At 44.7% G+C, this 13,678-nt stretch carries 16 protein-coding genes and 1 other annotated feature; of the genes, 2 read left to right on the top strand and 14 right to left on the bottom strand.

The window, feature by feature from the left end; genetic code table 11:
• Window positions 1-68: 68 nt before the first annotated feature.
• The 10 genes from rpsA to PPA03S_RS25695 all read right to left on the bottom strand — a co-directional run bounded on the left by rpsA (window position 69) and on the right by PPA03S_RS25695 (window position 7,573).
• Window positions 69-1,283 carry a 30S ribosomal protein S1 gene (rpsA, locus tag PPA03S_RS25735; protein ID WP_062327331.1) on the bottom strand — a complete coding sequence of 405 codons (1,215 nt, stop codon included), beginning with the start codon at window positions 1,281-1,283 and terminating at the stop codon, window positions 69-71.
• A gap of 144 nt (window positions 1,284-1,427) precedes the next feature.
• Window positions 1,428-2,015 carry a lysophospholipid acyltransferase family protein gene (locus PPA03S_RS25730; protein ID WP_062327329.1) on the bottom strand — a complete coding sequence of 196 codons (588 nt, stop codon included), beginning with the start codon at window positions 2,013-2,015 and terminating at the stop codon, window positions 1,428-1,430.
• On the bottom strand, window positions 2,012-2,716 hold the full coding sequence (gene cmk / locus PPA03S_RS25725) for a (d)CMP kinase (RefSeq protein WP_062327326.1): 705 nt from the start codon (window positions 2,714-2,716) through the stop codon (window positions 2,012-2,014). The genes PPA03S_RS25730 and cmk overlap by 4 nt, the downstream gene beginning before the upstream one ends.
• A 103-nt stretch (window positions 2,717-2,819) precedes the next feature.
• The gene (locus tag PPA03S_RS25720) at window positions 2,820-3,044 is read right to left on the bottom strand and encodes a hypothetical protein (RefSeq protein ID WP_062327322.1); all 225 of its coding nucleotides are present in this window, start codon (window positions 3,042-3,044) and stop codon (window positions 2,820-2,822) included.
• A gap of 69 nt (window positions 3,045-3,113) precedes the next feature.
• Window positions 3,114-3,767, bottom strand: coding sequence for a flagellar brake protein (locus tag PPA03S_RS25715; protein ID WP_062327320.1), 654 nt, complete (start codon window positions 3,765-3,767; stop codon window positions 3,114-3,116).
• Between the two features lie 153 nt (window positions 3,768-3,920).
• The gene (gene ypeB / locus PPA03S_RS25710) at window positions 3,921-5,267 is read right to left on the bottom strand and encodes a germination protein YpeB (RefSeq protein WP_062327317.1); all 1,347 of its coding nucleotides are present in this window, start codon (window positions 5,265-5,267) and stop codon (window positions 3,921-3,923) included.
• A gap of 120 nt (window positions 5,268-5,387) precedes the next feature.
• Window positions 5,388-5,558 carry a hypothetical protein gene (locus PPA03S_RS33460; protein WP_167666101.1) on the bottom strand — a complete coding sequence of 57 codons (171 nt, stop codon included), beginning with the start codon at window positions 5,556-5,558 and terminating at the stop codon, window positions 5,388-5,390.
• Between the two features lie 118 nt (window positions 5,559-5,676).
• Window positions 5,677-6,372 carry a glutamic-type intramembrane protease PrsW gene (prsW, locus tag PPA03S_RS25705; RefSeq protein ID WP_062327315.1) on the bottom strand — a complete coding sequence of 232 codons (696 nt, stop codon included), beginning with the start codon at window positions 6,370-6,372 and terminating at the stop codon, window positions 5,677-5,679.
• A gap of 42 nt (window positions 6,373-6,414) precedes the next feature.
• Window positions 6,415-7,029 carry a genetic competence negative regulator gene (locus tag PPA03S_RS25700; protein WP_062327312.1) on the bottom strand — a complete coding sequence of 205 codons (615 nt, stop codon included), beginning with the start codon at window positions 7,027-7,029 and terminating at the stop codon, window positions 6,415-6,417.
• A gap of 187 nt (window positions 7,030-7,216) precedes the next feature.
• Complete coding sequence (locus PPA03S_RS25695; protein ID WP_062327309.1) at window positions 7,217-7,573, bottom strand: hypothetical protein; 357 nt, start codon at window positions 7,571-7,573, stop codon at window positions 7,217-7,219.
• A 94-nt stretch (window positions 7,574-7,667) separates the two neighbouring features.
• Here PPA03S_RS25695 and PPA03S_RS25690 point away from each other — a divergent pair, with 94 nt between their 5' ends.
• A complete protein-coding gene (locus tag PPA03S_RS25690; protein WP_062327306.1) occupies window positions 7,668-8,561 on the top strand; it encodes a polysaccharide deacetylase family protein in 894 nt (297 codons plus the stop codon).
• Window positions 8,562-8,663: 102 nt separating this feature from the next.
• Here PPA03S_RS25690 and PPA03S_RS25685 read toward each other — a convergent pair whose 3' ends face one another.
• From PPA03S_RS25685 to PPA03S_RS25675, 3 genes are read right to left on the bottom strand one after another with little or no spacing between them, the layout of a single operon-like run.
• Window positions 8,664-9,488 (bottom strand): metallophosphoesterase, encoded by an 825-nt coding sequence (locus tag PPA03S_RS25685; RefSeq protein ID WP_062327304.1) that lies wholly within the window; start codon window positions 9,486-9,488, stop codon window positions 8,664-8,666.
• Complete coding sequence (locus PPA03S_RS25680) at window positions 9,476-9,928, bottom strand: hypothetical protein (RefSeq protein ID WP_062327301.1); 453 nt, start codon at window positions 9,926-9,928, stop codon at window positions 9,476-9,478. Before PPA03S_RS25680 ends, PPA03S_RS25685 begins: the two co-directional genes overlap by 13 nt.
• Window positions 9,925-10,518: a type II CAAX endopeptidase family protein gene (locus PPA03S_RS25675; protein ID WP_062327298.1), complete on the bottom strand. Its 594-nt coding sequence runs from the start codon at window positions 10,516-10,518 to the stop codon at window positions 9,925-9,927. The genes PPA03S_RS25680 and PPA03S_RS25675 overlap by 4 nt, the downstream gene beginning before the upstream one ends.
• A 345-nt stretch (window positions 10,519-10,863) precedes the next feature.
• Window positions 10,864-11,094, top strand: a binding site (T-box leader).
• A 198-nt stretch (window positions 11,095-11,292) separates the two neighbouring features.
• On the opposite strand from PPA03S_RS25675, the gene serA reads away from it, so the two are divergent.
• On the top strand, window positions 11,293-12,885 hold the full coding sequence (gene serA / locus PPA03S_RS25670; RefSeq protein ID WP_062327295.1) for a phosphoglycerate dehydrogenase: 1,593 nt from the start codon (window positions 11,293-11,295) through the stop codon (window positions 12,883-12,885).
• Window positions 12,886-12,950: 65 nt separating this feature from the next.
• On the opposite strand, the gene PPA03S_RS33455 is transcribed toward serA, so the two are convergent.
• Window positions 12,951-13,678, bottom strand: a 728-nt coding sequence (locus tag PPA03S_RS33455; protein ID WP_068964244.1) for a BclA C-terminal domain-containing protein, incomplete at its 5' end; no start/stop codon positions are given.

Genomic DNA, 13,678 nt, shown 5'->3' with positions numbered 1-13,678 from the left:
CTCGCCGATCTTGCTTTTATTGTTCAGCAAAATATGCAGTATATAACTAAGAACCATGCACAGATAACTTATTTGAATTTGCTGAGTTTGTCACCGAAGCGTTCGCCGAGCGTGATACTCAGACCTTGATTGCTCATGGAAACGTTCGGGTTATTGATTTCTTCACGTGGAGCGTTGTTTCTTGCTGGTCTTTCCGATTTAGGCGCTTGTGCAGGAGCTTCTTCTGTTTCTTTGATGCTCAGGCTTACACGTTGCTCAGAAGGGTTCATGTCCAAGATTTTAACTTGAACTTCTTGTCCTTCTTTCAGCACTTCATGAGGAGTGCCGATGTGTTTGTGGGAGATTTGCGAGATATGCACAAGTCCCTCTACACCAGGAGCGATTTCAACAAAAGCACCGAAGTCAACCAGACGTTTTACAACACCTGTTACGATATCGCTGGAGTTGAATTTGTCGCCAGCTGTTTCCCAAGGACCTGGTTGAACAGCTTTCATGCTCAGGCTGATTTTACCTTTTTCAGGGTCAACTTTCAGCACTTTTACGTTTACTTTATCGCCTTCAGACAGAACGTCCGATGGTTTGTCAACGTGTGTCCAAGCCAGCTCGGATACGTGAACCAATCCGTCTACTCCGCCTACATCAACAAAAGCACCAAATTGAGTCAAGCGTTGTACCGTACCTTCGATGACTTGACCTTCTTGCAAACCAGCCATAACCGTTGCTTTGTTTGCTTCGAATTCTTGCTCCAATACGTCTTTTTGGGAAAGGATCACTTTGTTGTTCTCACGGTCGATCTCTTTCACTTTAACACGCAATGTGCGTCCTTTGTAATCGCTGAAATCTTCAACGAAATGGCGTTCTACCATGGAAGCCGGGATAAATCCGCGTACGCCCACATCTGCTACCAGACCGCCTTTAACAACGTCAGCTACAACAACTTCGAATACGTCTTGGTCTTCAAAATGCTTTTGCAATACGTCCCAAGCGTTTTCGCTGTCGATTGCACGTTTGGACAGAACGAGTTTTTCTTTCTCGTCATCGATGCTAAGTACTTTAGCTTCAACTTCTTGTCCAACTTCAACTGCATCAGACGCGCTGTCTACATGTAAAGAAGACAGTTCACGAATTGGAATTACACCGTCATATTTATATCCAATGCTCACATAGGCTTGGTTATCTTCCAATTTGACGATGGTTCCTTTTACGGTATCTCCTTTTTTCAAGGAAACGAATTGATCCAACTCATCTTGGGTTGCTTCTTGATTTTTCATTTCTTCCGACATGTCAAATACCCTCCTCAATTCAAAAACCCCATTATATTCAAACCTGCCTGTAGCAGAGTTCAAAACACTTTCAGAACAGAATGCATAGCTTAGCTTCCCTCAAAAAAATGGAAACATGCACTCCGTTGTCCTACGTCACCTTGCTTACTTGCTCGGCACGCCCGTTTCCACCATTTCGTTAATCTTGGACATAATCTTCTCCGTCGCTCTCTCCAGAGCATCTCCGGATGGATCTTCTTTGAACTCGTCCAAATTAACAGGTGCTCCATACACAACTTTCATCTTACGAAAAACCTTGTAGTTACCGATAATAGCAGTAGGAATAACAGTAGCACCACTTCGGAGAGCAAAGCTTGCTGCCCCTTTTTTACCGATGCCTCCATCATTATGACGGCTCCCTGAAGGGAAAATACCGAGCACTTGACCATCACGCAAAATGTTGAGCGAGGTCTTGATGGACTCCTTGCTGACACCTCCGCGTTTAACGGGGAAGGCGCCTACGGCTTTGATAATTCGGCCAAAGACCGGAATATCAAACAACTCGCTTTTGGCCATAAAACGCACCTGACGGCTAATCTTGATACCCACCGTTGGAGGGTCAAAGTTACTGATATGATTAGAACATAAAAGTACGCCGCCTTCTTTCGGGATGTTCTCCCGTCCAACAGCTTCCAGGCGGAAAAGAAGGGTGTAAATGATCCGCAGTAATGTGCTGCAAAATGTGTAAATCATAGACCGATCTCTCCTCTGACCATTGTGCAATAAGACACGATTTTGTCAACCACTTCATGGATGCTCATCTTGGTTGTATCGAGCACTGTAGCGTCCTCAGCACAACGAAGCGGGGAAATTTCCCGACCTTCATCCAATTTGTCACGGGTGGCAATGTCTCGCTCAAGTTGCTGCAACGTCAGTCCTTCAGAGGGGTCCAGTTCTTTGAAGCGGCGAAGTGCACGCTCTTCCACACTGGCAGTCATGAAGATTTTCACTTCCGCATCGGGCAATACTGTCGTTCCGATATCGCGTCCATCCATGACGACGCCCTTGCGCAAAGCCATTTGCCGCTGTGTATCCACTAATTGTGTACGCAGCCCCTCGATTTGCGCATATCGGGACACGATTCCCGTCACTTCACGGGAGCGGATTTCCGAGGTTACATCTTCCCCATTACAGAACACTTTCTGTCCGTCGGGATCCGGTTGTAAATCAATAACCAGCTTTTGGGTTTCCTGAAGCACCTCTGGCACATCTTCCGGAGAGATTCCTTTCCGAAGCATATGCAGGGTTACCGCACGGTACATTGCGCCAGTGTCGACATATATATACGCGAGCGCTTCTGCAACCAATCGGGCCACCGTGCTTTTCCCGGCACCGGCAGGTCCGTCAATTGCAACGTTCATTTTCCCGTTCTCTGATGTGTTCTGGCTTGCCAACGGGGCATTCCTCCTCAAACGATAAGCCTCAATAAAAAAACAGGCATTGCCTGCATCGTCAAAATTATACCACACTATACACATGGATGCAAAAACAGACAAATCAGTGATGCTCCTGATCGTTTACCATTTGCACCTGAATTGGTGTACCTTCCAAACGGTCAATCCTCGTCATATTCTTTTTCAAATCAGGCACTTGAAGTAATAATTGATATATCACAAGCAGGATCAAAAGGAGCATGATCAGCTTCATAACCCTTCTCTCCATCCTCATGGATAACACATAATACAGGCGTTTGTATCTTCGGGATGCATGACGATTGTTCATGGAGCCGAACCTCCGTTTTTCCATTACCGTTCCCACTACTGTCCCTTTTTATCCCAGACAAACAACATTTTATTTCGTTCGATAATCTAATTGTCGTTCAAAACAAAACTTGATGATCTTCTGTCGTTCCGAATCTGTAATCTGCACGAACTTTAACATGCATAGCTGTCTGCCTGTTTCCAGTGTTTTGATTCGAACCACTTCAGCTTCAAAATTCGCATGTTCAATTGCTGCATTACGATAGGGAATCAGCAACCAGCATTTCAGCTTCTGTCCTTCAGCAATGATAAAGCCGGGTTCACCGTATATGGATAACCCACCGCCCCCAATATCTTCAGTCAACCCTACTGCACGGGTCAAATCTTCACTCTGGATGGCCATTTCAAGATTTGCATGGACACGCAAAAAACTGCGACGCTGGATTTTGGTAATGTCATCCGGTAATGGCTTGCGGATTCGTACAAGCCGGACAACGTCTTCTTCAAATCCGGTCACGTACGTGTTGAAATAATGACGGACCCCATCTTCCGTAATATAAGAAATGGACAACTCCTCGCCAAAAAACAACCTTTTCAGCCGACTGCTTCCTTGCTGCATCGGAACTTCGATCAGAAAACTGTTATCGTCTACATCTGCAATGCGTGATTTGTACTCTTTGCTTTCCTCTTTTTCATCTGCAGAGGCAATCTGGATGTATAGAACTTCATTTATTTTGGGAAACAAGCTGTTCACCGCCACCTTAGCTTTTATGTTCATATCGTATGTACAAGGACTATTATACCATGACCTTTCTCATAGTGAACAACAAAAAACAGACCACCACGTGGTCTGTTTGATAATCTATTTGTACTCCTAAAACGCCCCCGGCTTTGGATATCAGGTGGTTTCATTCACCGGTTTGATTTCTTCAACGGCTTCTTCCACACCTGTATCGGCGTTGATGTAAATTTTATATTTTGCACCATTAATCCGACCACCGAATTCGTAACAAAGAACTTCTTTGCTGTAATCATTCTTAATGAGTGACTTACGTGCATAGCTCTCCTTAAAATCCGGATTCAGCTTCTTGCGAGCCTGTTCGACGGTGAGAGCTGCTTTGGGAATCTCACGCTTCTTCTGATGTTCATATACAAAATCACTTGCCTGGAACCCGGTAACGTCCCCGGTATCAAGTCCTACCCGAACGGACATTTTTTCCGGATAAATCAACGTATCGCCTTGCTTGCGTACATAAGTCAAGTTGCCCAGATTGCCATATTCGTCATAATTGACAGCCTTCATATCCTTATAACCCTTATTGGAAAGGAATTGATCCGCTTTTGACATGGCATCCTTACGGCTTACTTTCTTTGCTCCAATGGGACGAGTGTCACTGTAAGAGATAAGCATACCGCCATTACGCGTGAAATCCATCATTAATTTACTGTCTTTGGATTGATCAATCGTGGCTGTATAGGATTCCCAGTCTGTACCTTTGCCGTTTTCCTGCACCTGGATCTTGCCATTCTCGGCATTGGAGAACTTGGCTGCTTTAGTTTGTATCTGCTCCTTGGTCATAGGCAATCCATCGAGCTTCTTCACCGAACGTTTGGCATATATACTGGAAACTGAAGGTCCCCAATCAAGCTCAGGGTATTCCTGAACCTTTTTGTTCACCGTCCGGAATCCGTCGACGATGCTATTGTCCATCGTTTGTTGTTCCGTTGCCATTGCTGACTCGGCATCCATCCAGCGTAAGCGATCGTTAATAACCTTCTGCTGTACATCCTGCAGATTTTTGGTTATCTCGGATGAATTCGCATACAGTTTCTTCAGGTTGCCCATTTCTTTTTCACTTAAAGGTTCATTTGTCAAATCACGCATGGACGCCTGATAAGCAAAGTTTGAAATACGGGAGAGAAATTCCTCCGTTTCATTAAACGGCAGCATCGTGAGCGGCAGTTGATTTATCTCATTTTGCGCTTCACTGGTAAGCCGCCACACGTTCATCAAACCTTTGCGATGCATTCCCTGGGACGTAGCATGAACAGCCAAAGTATTCCCAATCTCCGAATGCAATTTGTCCATATGAAAAGATAAATCGTGAAAAGCACGCTGATATTGATTCTCTGCTTTGATCAGAATTGCATTTTTCTCTTGGTTCTCTTGGTATCCCCATACGAGAGCACCGATCAGCAAAACTGCAAATATCGGGAACATAACTGAACTTAAACGTTTATACATCGGTAGAGTCTCCTTTCTTCTAAGCCACTACCTCTATTGTGGATCGAAGAAAGACCTCTTATGCATGCGATTTCCAGTCAGCCCAATAAGGGTCCGTAATTATTGGTTCATATTGTTCGTTTAATTCAGCTGAACCCAGGTCGTACCGCCATCTTCCTCAATTTCAAACTGATCCCGATTATCGCATAGACATTGTTTGAAGCCGGTCTCAATTCTCCCTCGCTCCTTCTTGCCTCGCAGCGTAAAACGTTCTCCACATTGTTTGCATCTGATTTTGATCTTGATTCTCATCACGCATATCCCCGTTTCTATTTGTCTTTCCCCGGAGATATTTAATATTGTGCAACAAAAAACACACCGGGGCATCAGGCGCAGGTTGCGCTCCATGTCCACCAGTGTGTCCGAATTTTTATAATTTAATCTCTTCCTCACGCTTCACAAAACGAAAAGGAGAACGGTTATTGGCCCTTGTAATCTTCCCGATCGCTCCGTACCATAAGCCAGCCATCAGTGGGGCTATGAACCACAACCAATGATTCACCATGGTGTTCATGATGACATCGTAAAGCGCATGCCAGAAAAACGGCAGGATGAGTGAAAGCATAAGAAACCAGCGTTTTTTCTTACCTTCCGTGAACTTGGCCCGCCCCATGTAATAACCCATAATGACGGCAAACATGGCGTGACCCGATACCGGAAGCAACGCTCGAATAAACATGGCTGAGACGGAAGCATTCCCCGCAAAGGCATACAACACATTCTCTACTGTAGCAAATCCAAGTGAAACAGCAACGGAGTAAAGAATCCCGTCATAAGGCTCGTCGAACTCCGTGTGGTTATAGATAATATGATATATCACAAACCATTTGACGAACTCTTCGACTCCACCCGAAATCAGGATGGCTTCAACATAAGGATTATCTCCAAGCCAGATCATCATGCCACGTTGAATAATCATGACGGGCAGTACCATCAGAATCCCCATAAGAAAAACTCTAAATACCATGTGAAGAGGTTCGGAGTCATAACGGTCTTTCAGATAAAAGTATGTTAACAAGGCGAGACCCGGAGCTACTGCTGCCGCTAAAACCGAAAACAAAAGCACCGAAATTCCCTCCTCTGACTAAGACGCAGTTACAACTTGAGCTTATTCTTGACGTTTGAAGTGGGTGCAGATAACCTCAATCGCTTTTTCAGGCATAACGACCTTTCCATACTCTTCCATAACAGCTGGAGTAACGGAAGAGCCTTCACCGAATTCAGCAAGCAACGCAATCAATGCTGCATGTTTGGTGGAATCCACGTCATCCGGTTCCAAATGCAAAAACCACTTGTCTTTATAGGAATAAAGTCTTCCCGCATCCGTTACGTGCTGACGCAACATATGTGCAGCCTCAATAAGCACTTCAAAATCCTTAAATGCATAGACGATGGAATCACTTTGCTCAAGTGTAACTTCCATCTCATAAACTTCTTCAGGCAGATCATCCTCATTACCTGAACCATATTGTTGCGGATCATATTTCCCCCGGGTGACAATGACAACCATCCCTTGAGCGGGAAGTGCGAATACTTCGACAGCAAGTGGACCTGTAGCATCAAATCCAAGTTCGGAATAAGCCTGGTCCATCATTTCAGTGAACAGTTCATGAACTTTAGGTATTTCCTGCCACATATCTTCTTTTTGTATTCCGCGCTCGCTCAGATCGTCAAAGGTCAGGAAAATCCGTATCTTATCGTGACTTAATCGTTCTATTTTCATACAGGATCTCCCCTTTATAAGCAAGTCTTATAACAGATTATGATGCACAAAACAATATGTGCTGAAAATAAATCTATGTAGTTATGTTATCATTTTATACCTGCAAATGCACGAAGTAAAATCGACAAAAAAAGAATCATTCCACATCAAAACAGGACTGTGGATGATTCTAATGGTGAGTTTTGGTTTATAAACCCGGTACTGTTGTGTTTGTTTGAGTTAAAATCTGCTCAACTTCATGTTTAACATCTGGATTGGTGCGAATAAAATCCTTTAACATGTTCATGTTCTCTTCTTTTTCCTGCGGAGTAACTGTTCTGGTTGTCTTTTTAAGCGAGTTCTTGTGTGACTCATTACCATGTTCATTTGGTTTGGAGCTAAATCCGTCCATGCCCGGGAATGTCATCTCCATCATCTTATGTTTGGCCTGATTCATCATGCTGCGGGATGAACCGGAAGACAGCATTGGCATTTTTCCTTTGGAAAGCCAAGTGCTGGCTGCAACGCCAACTACAATACCCCAAAAAAAGGATGACGCCTTCATTACACCAACCTCCTCTTAATGTTAAAATCACAACTAGTGTTTGCGGGAGCGCGCCATATCATTCCCCATAAATACAGGAAAGCGAGTTGAAATCATGGTTAGACACACCGCCGCCTTAATTATGATTGCATGCATGCTGTTGTCAGCATGTGGAGCCAAAGAACAAACATCACCTGAAATCGCAAGGTCCAGCAACGAATCGGCCACTTCCACCCAGGACAAGCAGAACGGTCCAACTGCCACTGGCACAGAGGAAACTCATTCCACTGATTCCCAGTCCGAAGCGGATATAACATCTGAACAGGAAACACTCGGTGATGACGGGACAGAAGCAACTGCGGATAATTTTGAAAAAAAATATCACATGAACGCCAATTATTACATTAAGCCCAATGATAAAACGAGCGAAAGCAAAGTGGTTTTGCTGACATTTGATGATGGCCCCAAAGAAGAAAAAATGATTAACGGCTTAATCGACACATTGGATAAACATGAAGCGAAAGCGATATTTTTTGTTAACGGATACCGAGTGAAAAGTCATCCCGAGTTGTTAGAGATCATTCATAAACGTGGACAGGTAGTAGGAAATCATGCGTGGGATCATGAGGATCTGAAAAAAATGTCCAGTACAGCCGCTGCCAAGCAGGTCACGGATGTCCAAAAGATTGTGAAAGATACCATCGGCGTGGAGCCCCAGTTCTTCCGTCCACCCTTCGGCTCAGGTAATGAGGCTTTGAAAGCCACTGTCAAAAAGAATGGCATGTTGTATATGACATGGTCCAATGGTTCACTGGACTGGGACAAGAGTACCAAAAACAAACCGGAGAAAGTCATCCAGAATGTACTGGATCAATTAAATCCGGGTAGTAATATTTTGATGCATGAGCTGCCCTGGACTGTTGATGCACTCGATGAGTTGTTAACCAAACTTGAAAAGAAAGGCTACACATTTGTCGATCCCCGCTCAATTGAACTGGAAGCACGCTAAACTTCACTTCTTTGGCCAACACTCAGCTTAACCTAAGTAATTTGTTGGTATTGACATAAAGGAACATACAAAGTAAAACAAACAGCCTTGGTCCCATGCGGATCAAGGCTGTTTGTTTGAGAGCATTCGCAATGTAATGATATGCATTTCTGCGGGACAACAAAGTCTGAATGGCAAATGATTTGTGCCATATCCTTTGCTAACCAGCATTTTGCCTTCCTGCTCGGTATCATTACCATCTTTTTTCAAAGAGAACCACCCGCTGGATACCGAGCGGTACGCTTTGTTGAGAAAAACGGGGCCAAAGCCGGGTAGTACCAATTGTCCACCATGCGTGTGACCACTTAATATCAGATCGACGGGTTCATTCAAATGAAGAGCCTGTAGAGGATCGTGCACGATAGCGATTCTGCAATCTTTGGCATCCAGCTCTGCAAGCAGCGAATCCCCTCGCCGTGAACGATAATCAAATCCAACCAGGCTAAGTTTACTTTTGCCTTTGTGAAGATCGGCGATAGAATCTTGCAAAAGTTGAATGCCTGTATCCCGAAATATCTGTTCTAGCTGCACAGTTCCTGCTCTTTTATCATGGTTCCCATACACGGTATAAGCTGGTGCAATATATGATAGCAAGCTCATATTATGTCTGACAATGGGCCATGAAATTCCTTTTTCCGCAACGTCTCCCCCAATGATAACCCAGTCAACCTGGTTTCGAAGGTACTCCAGATCCTTCTGTTTCAGCCTGCGTTTATGGATATCCGATAAATACAGGATTTTGCTCCCATCAAAAGAAGATGGCAAATTCGGAACCTCAACCTCTTCGGAAACAATGTGGTGAAGATGCGCCTCACGCCACATATGAACCAGCAAGATAATCCCTGCCAAAATAATGACCAAACACCAGATCAACATTACCAAGGCCATGGAAGAAACGTATTCAGAGGAGGCGCTCCTTTTACTCCCCACCAAACAAGACTTATGGTAAGCAAAATAAATATAACTATGAGTGAGTTTACAAATCGTTTACTAAGCCGCAAACGCCGAGAAGGATGAAGCTCCGTCCGTGTAGGCAGCGTACCTGCTTCGGAAACGGATTCTTTCGGTGGGGTTTGTGCTTTATTGGTGCGTGCTGGTGCCCGCTGGGGGAGTACCGGACTTTCCAACGATGTTGTATACGATTTGCGTTGTGATCTTGGTATGGAGACAGAAGTGATCTGCGGGATGATGCCCACCTCCGCGGCAGCAGCTGATTCAACAACCAAATTGACTTGAGAAGTTTCAGTACGCTCAGATGTCTTTGTCTTTTCCGAGTTACGATGGCGCTGTCTGCCATATGTCTTCATTCTGCTTAATTGCTGATTCATGATCCCCTCCGAAAACGTATCGCTAATCCAGACACCAAATCAATAATAAAATGGCATAATATTGGCGCCCATAATGTGCCGGATTGCAAATAAATCCAACCCAATCCATAACTGGAAACAAACACCCAACCTGTTGGAATCCAATGCCGCAGATATCGGATATGGATCACTGCAAATATAATACTTGTCCAGTAAGGACCTATCGCATACTGTATGGCTCCACGAAATAACAATTCTTCGCAGACAGCAACGATGGCTGCTATGCATACAATATGCCCGATCGGACGCTGTCGAAACAGCATCTCGTTAATCCCCCCGTCGTCCATACTTTCTTGAGGAATGACATAGGACAGAACCAAGTCCATTACAAGCATTATGCCAGCAAGTCCAAGTCCCCACCACAAAAAATGGTAGCTGTCAGGCCATGCAAACACATCCAACAAATTTCGCTTCTGCAATAATATCCACACAACTCCAATAATCAGAGTCAAACCTTGTGTAAAATAAAGATTGATCAGGAGCAAACGCTCGGTAAGCTGCTGTGGTTCAGCCTTCTGAATCTTGAACTTGGGAAACTTCAACTTTTTCATCGATGTGTCTGTCCTCTTGACTTATATTTGATGGATAACAAGATCGTTGTCCAATCGGATAGTATACTAAATGATAGCCAAAAAACCAAATAGGTTCAAGGCCTGCCCCAAGTCCCGGTTTCTCTGCGTAGCCATGCCCGATGAATTAGTTCATTAATGCAATAAAATCCGATTCACAAAACAGCTTGTTATCAAGCTGTTCTTATCGATTAATGATCCCAATTGCTAACATTTATGTGCTTTGTCTGCGACTGAAGAAAATGACATTCGTAAATAGGATTAAAACATTTAAGCCTATTGACATGCTCATGTCAGCCATGATACATTATGAAAAAATTAGTCAAGTTAAACACGATGATGGAAAAAAGATGTTGCCTAGTCTTACAGAGAGCCGATGGATGGTGTAAATCGGTGGCAGGCAGATGATCTTGAGCGCTCCTGAGTTATTGCATTGAAATTGGAGTAGGTGCAATCGGTTTAGACCCGTTATCCTCTTCGGTCTTCATTGACCGCTAAGACTGCCGTTGCGAAACGGCGGTGAATTAGGGTGGTACCACGACAACTCTCGTCCCTTATTGCGCAAGCAGTATGTGGGTTGAGAGTTTTTTGATTTATTTTTAAGTACAGACGTGGAATTGCCCTATTCGCTACATCCTCTCCCTCTGCTGCGACACCGCGTTGTTGAGAGGAAGGATCGAAATGGTTTTAAGGAATACCTCTTTTATGAGGTCAGACCTTGACGATATAGATACACATACCAAGGAGGAAGAAACCATGTACAAAGTGTTAGTGTCGGACCCTATTAGTGATCTGGGTATCCAGCAGCTGGTGGATGCAAATGATGTTGTTGTTGAGAAGAAAACAGGTCTTAGCGAAGATGAACTTGTTGCCATTATCGGCAATTATGATGCCCTTCTGGTTCGTAGTCAGACTCGTGTTACGGATCGTATTATGACTGCAGGTACAAATCTTAAAGTCATCGGACGTGCTGGTGTAGGTGTAGATAACATTGATCTGGAAGCTGCTACACAACGCGGGATCATTGTTATAAATGCTCCTGACGGTAACACCATTACGACATGTGAGCATACATTTGCCATGATGATGGCACTTGCACGACATATTCCTCAAGCTTATGCCAAAACCATTCAAGGTACATGGGATCGTAAAACCTTCCTTGGTGTGGAATTAAGAAACAAAACACTGGGTGTACTCGGAATGGGACGGATTGGGAGCGAAGTTGCCAAAAGAGCTAAAGCGTTCGGTATGGATATTCTTGCATTCGACCCGTTCCTCACACAAGAGCGCGCAGAAAAACTGCAAGTTAAACTGGCCAGCGTGGATGACATCATTCGCAATGCTGACTTCATGACTGTACACACACCATTAACACCTGAAACACGTCATATGATTTCCCGGCCACAATTTGAAGTCATGAAAAAGGGAATGCGTATTATCAACTGTGCCCGTGGTGGAGTTGTTGATGAAATGGCACTTGTAGAAGCCATTGACGAAGGTATCGTTGCCGGTGCTGCGTTTGACGTTTTCGAGAGCGAGCCACCAGCTGCTGATCACCCGTTCCTGAATCACCCAAGCATTATAGTTACGCCTCACCTGGGTGCATCCACAGTAGAAGCCCAAGAAAACGTAGCTATTGATGTATCAGAACAAGTACTTCACATCCTGCGCAACGAACCGTTCAAAAACGCGGTTAACATGCCAGCTGTGGCTCCAACAGTAATGAACAAATTACAGCCGTACTTTAAACTGGGCGAAACACTGGGTAGCTTCGCGGCTCAGATCACTCAAAATGCCGTTCAGGAAATTCGGATCGACTATGCTGGAGACCTGTCTGAAGTGGATACTTCCCCTTTGACTCGTTACATTGTAAAAGGGATTCTGGCAAGACATTTAGGTGGAGAAGCCAATATTGTCAATTCCATGCATTTGGCTAAAGTGCGGGATCTCAATGTAGTGGTTAGCCAAACATCGACTACCAAAGGATTTACAAATCTGATTACCGTTACACTTGTAACGACTCAGGATGCCGAGGAGCGTCGCGTTGCGGGCACATTGCTTGCCGGTTACGGAGAACGAATCGTGCGTCTGGACAAATTCCCAGTGGATATTGCTCCGGAAAGTCACCAAATTCTGATCTCGCATAATGACAAACCAGGTATTATCGGACGAGTGGGAACCTTGCTCGGACAAAACGATGTGAACATCGCCTCAATGCAAGTAGGACGGAAAATTATCGGTGGAGCTGCTATCATGATTCTGACAGTCGACAAAGAAGTTCCAAAAGACGTGCTGGTTCAGCTCGCGGCTCTTCCAGAAATAAATACAGCTGTTGAAATTGTACTTTAACTAATTAAACAATTACCCCATAATCAAAAGAGGCAATCCCGAAAGGGACTGCCTCTTTTTTTTGGTTAACTTAACTGAATAATGTTTAGTGTCGCCCCCGGAGGAGATAGAACAGCTGTAGCAATAAGCCCAAATAATTGAAACTGGATTGTTGAACCAGCAGTAACAGTCACAATAAAATCAGATTGCAATTGACTGAGCGAAAGGGTTGGAGATACTACACTCGCCGGAATTGCGGTCCCGTTAAGCAAAATTCGAGATTGAATCGCGAGTGCGACTGTCAGATTTATTTTGTAAGAGATATAGTAACGACCTGCATTTGTAAGAGTGAAGGTGTCATTCGTCCCATTAACCGTTATGCCCGTTCCTATATTTTGGTTATTTGGCAAAGCAATGAGTGTGCCACCTAATATTACAACAATCGTACCATTCGTGTTTTCTGCGAAAGCCGAATTGGAAGTTACGGAAGTTCCTGTAGCACCTGTTACGCCTGTCGCTCCGGTGGCCCCTGTTGCGCCTGTAGCTCCTGTTCCTCCGGTTACACCTACGCCTGTCGCTCCCGTGACTCCCGTATCTCCAGTAACCCCAGTCGCTCCGGTGGTTCCTGTTGGCCCCGTATCTCCCGTACTTCCGGTTACACCGACGCCTGTGGCTCCCGTGACTCCCGTTTCTCCAGTGACCCCAGTCGCTCCGGTGACTCCGGTTGCCCCTGGGGCTCCTGTACTTCCAGTTACACCGATGCCTGTGACTCCCGTATCTCCAGTAACCCCAGTCGCTCCGGTGATTCCTGTTG

The sequence above is a fragment of the Paenibacillus pabuli NBRC 13638 genome, assembly GCF_001514495.1.
Lineage (GTDB): Bacteria > Bacillota > Bacilli > Paenibacillales > Paenibacillaceae > Paenibacillus > Paenibacillus pabuli.
The sequence above is the reverse complement of the archived record's forward strand: the minus strand, read 5'-3'. Positions and strand labels throughout refer to the sequence as shown.

Bases quoted from the DNA above. Each gene is read 5' to 3' on its own strand.
- rpsA (WP_062327331.1), bottom strand. From the start codon at position 1,283: ATGTCGGAAGAAATGAAAAATCAAGAAGCAACCCAAGATGAGTTGGAT.
- PPA03S_RS25730 (WP_062327329.1), bottom strand. From the start codon at position 2,015: ATGATTTACACATTTTGCAGCACATTACTGCGGATCATTTACACCCTT.
- PPA03S_RS25720 (WP_062327322.1), bottom strand. From the start codon at position 3,044: ATGAACAATCGTCATGCATCCCGAAGATACAAACGCCTGTATTATGTG.
- ypeB (WP_062327317.1), bottom strand. From the start codon at position 5,267: ATGTATAAACGTTTAAGTTCAGTTATGTTCCCGATATTTGCAGTTTTG.
- PPA03S_RS33460 (WP_167666101.1), bottom strand. From the start codon at position 5,558: ATGAGAATCAAGATCAAAATCAGATGCAAACAATGTGGAGAACGTTTT.
- PPA03S_RS25700 (WP_062327312.1), bottom strand. From the start codon at position 7,029: ATGAAAATAGAACGATTAAGTCACGATAAGATACGGATTTTCCTGACC.
- PPA03S_RS25695 (WP_062327309.1), bottom strand. From the start codon at position 7,573: ATGAAGGCGTCATCCTTTTTTTGGGGTATTGTAGTTGGCGTTGCAGCC.
- PPA03S_RS25690 (WP_062327306.1), top strand. From the start codon at position 7,668: ATGGTTAGACACACCGCCGCCTTAATTATGATTGCATGCATGCTGTTG.
- PPA03S_RS25685 (WP_062327304.1), bottom strand. From the start codon at position 9,488: ATGGCCTTGGTAATGTTGATCTGGTGTTTGGTCATTATTTTGGCAGGG.
- PPA03S_RS25680 (WP_062327301.1), bottom strand. From the start codon at position 9,928: ATGAATCAGCAATTAAGCAGAATGAAGACATATGGCAGACAGCGCCAT.
- PPA03S_RS25675 (WP_062327298.1), bottom strand. From the start codon at position 10,518: ATGAAAAAGTTGAAGTTTCCCAAGTTCAAGATTCAGAAGGCTGAACCA.
- serA (WP_062327295.1), top strand. From the start codon at position 11,293: ATGTACAAAGTGTTAGTGTCGGACCCTATTAGTGATCTGGGTATCCAG.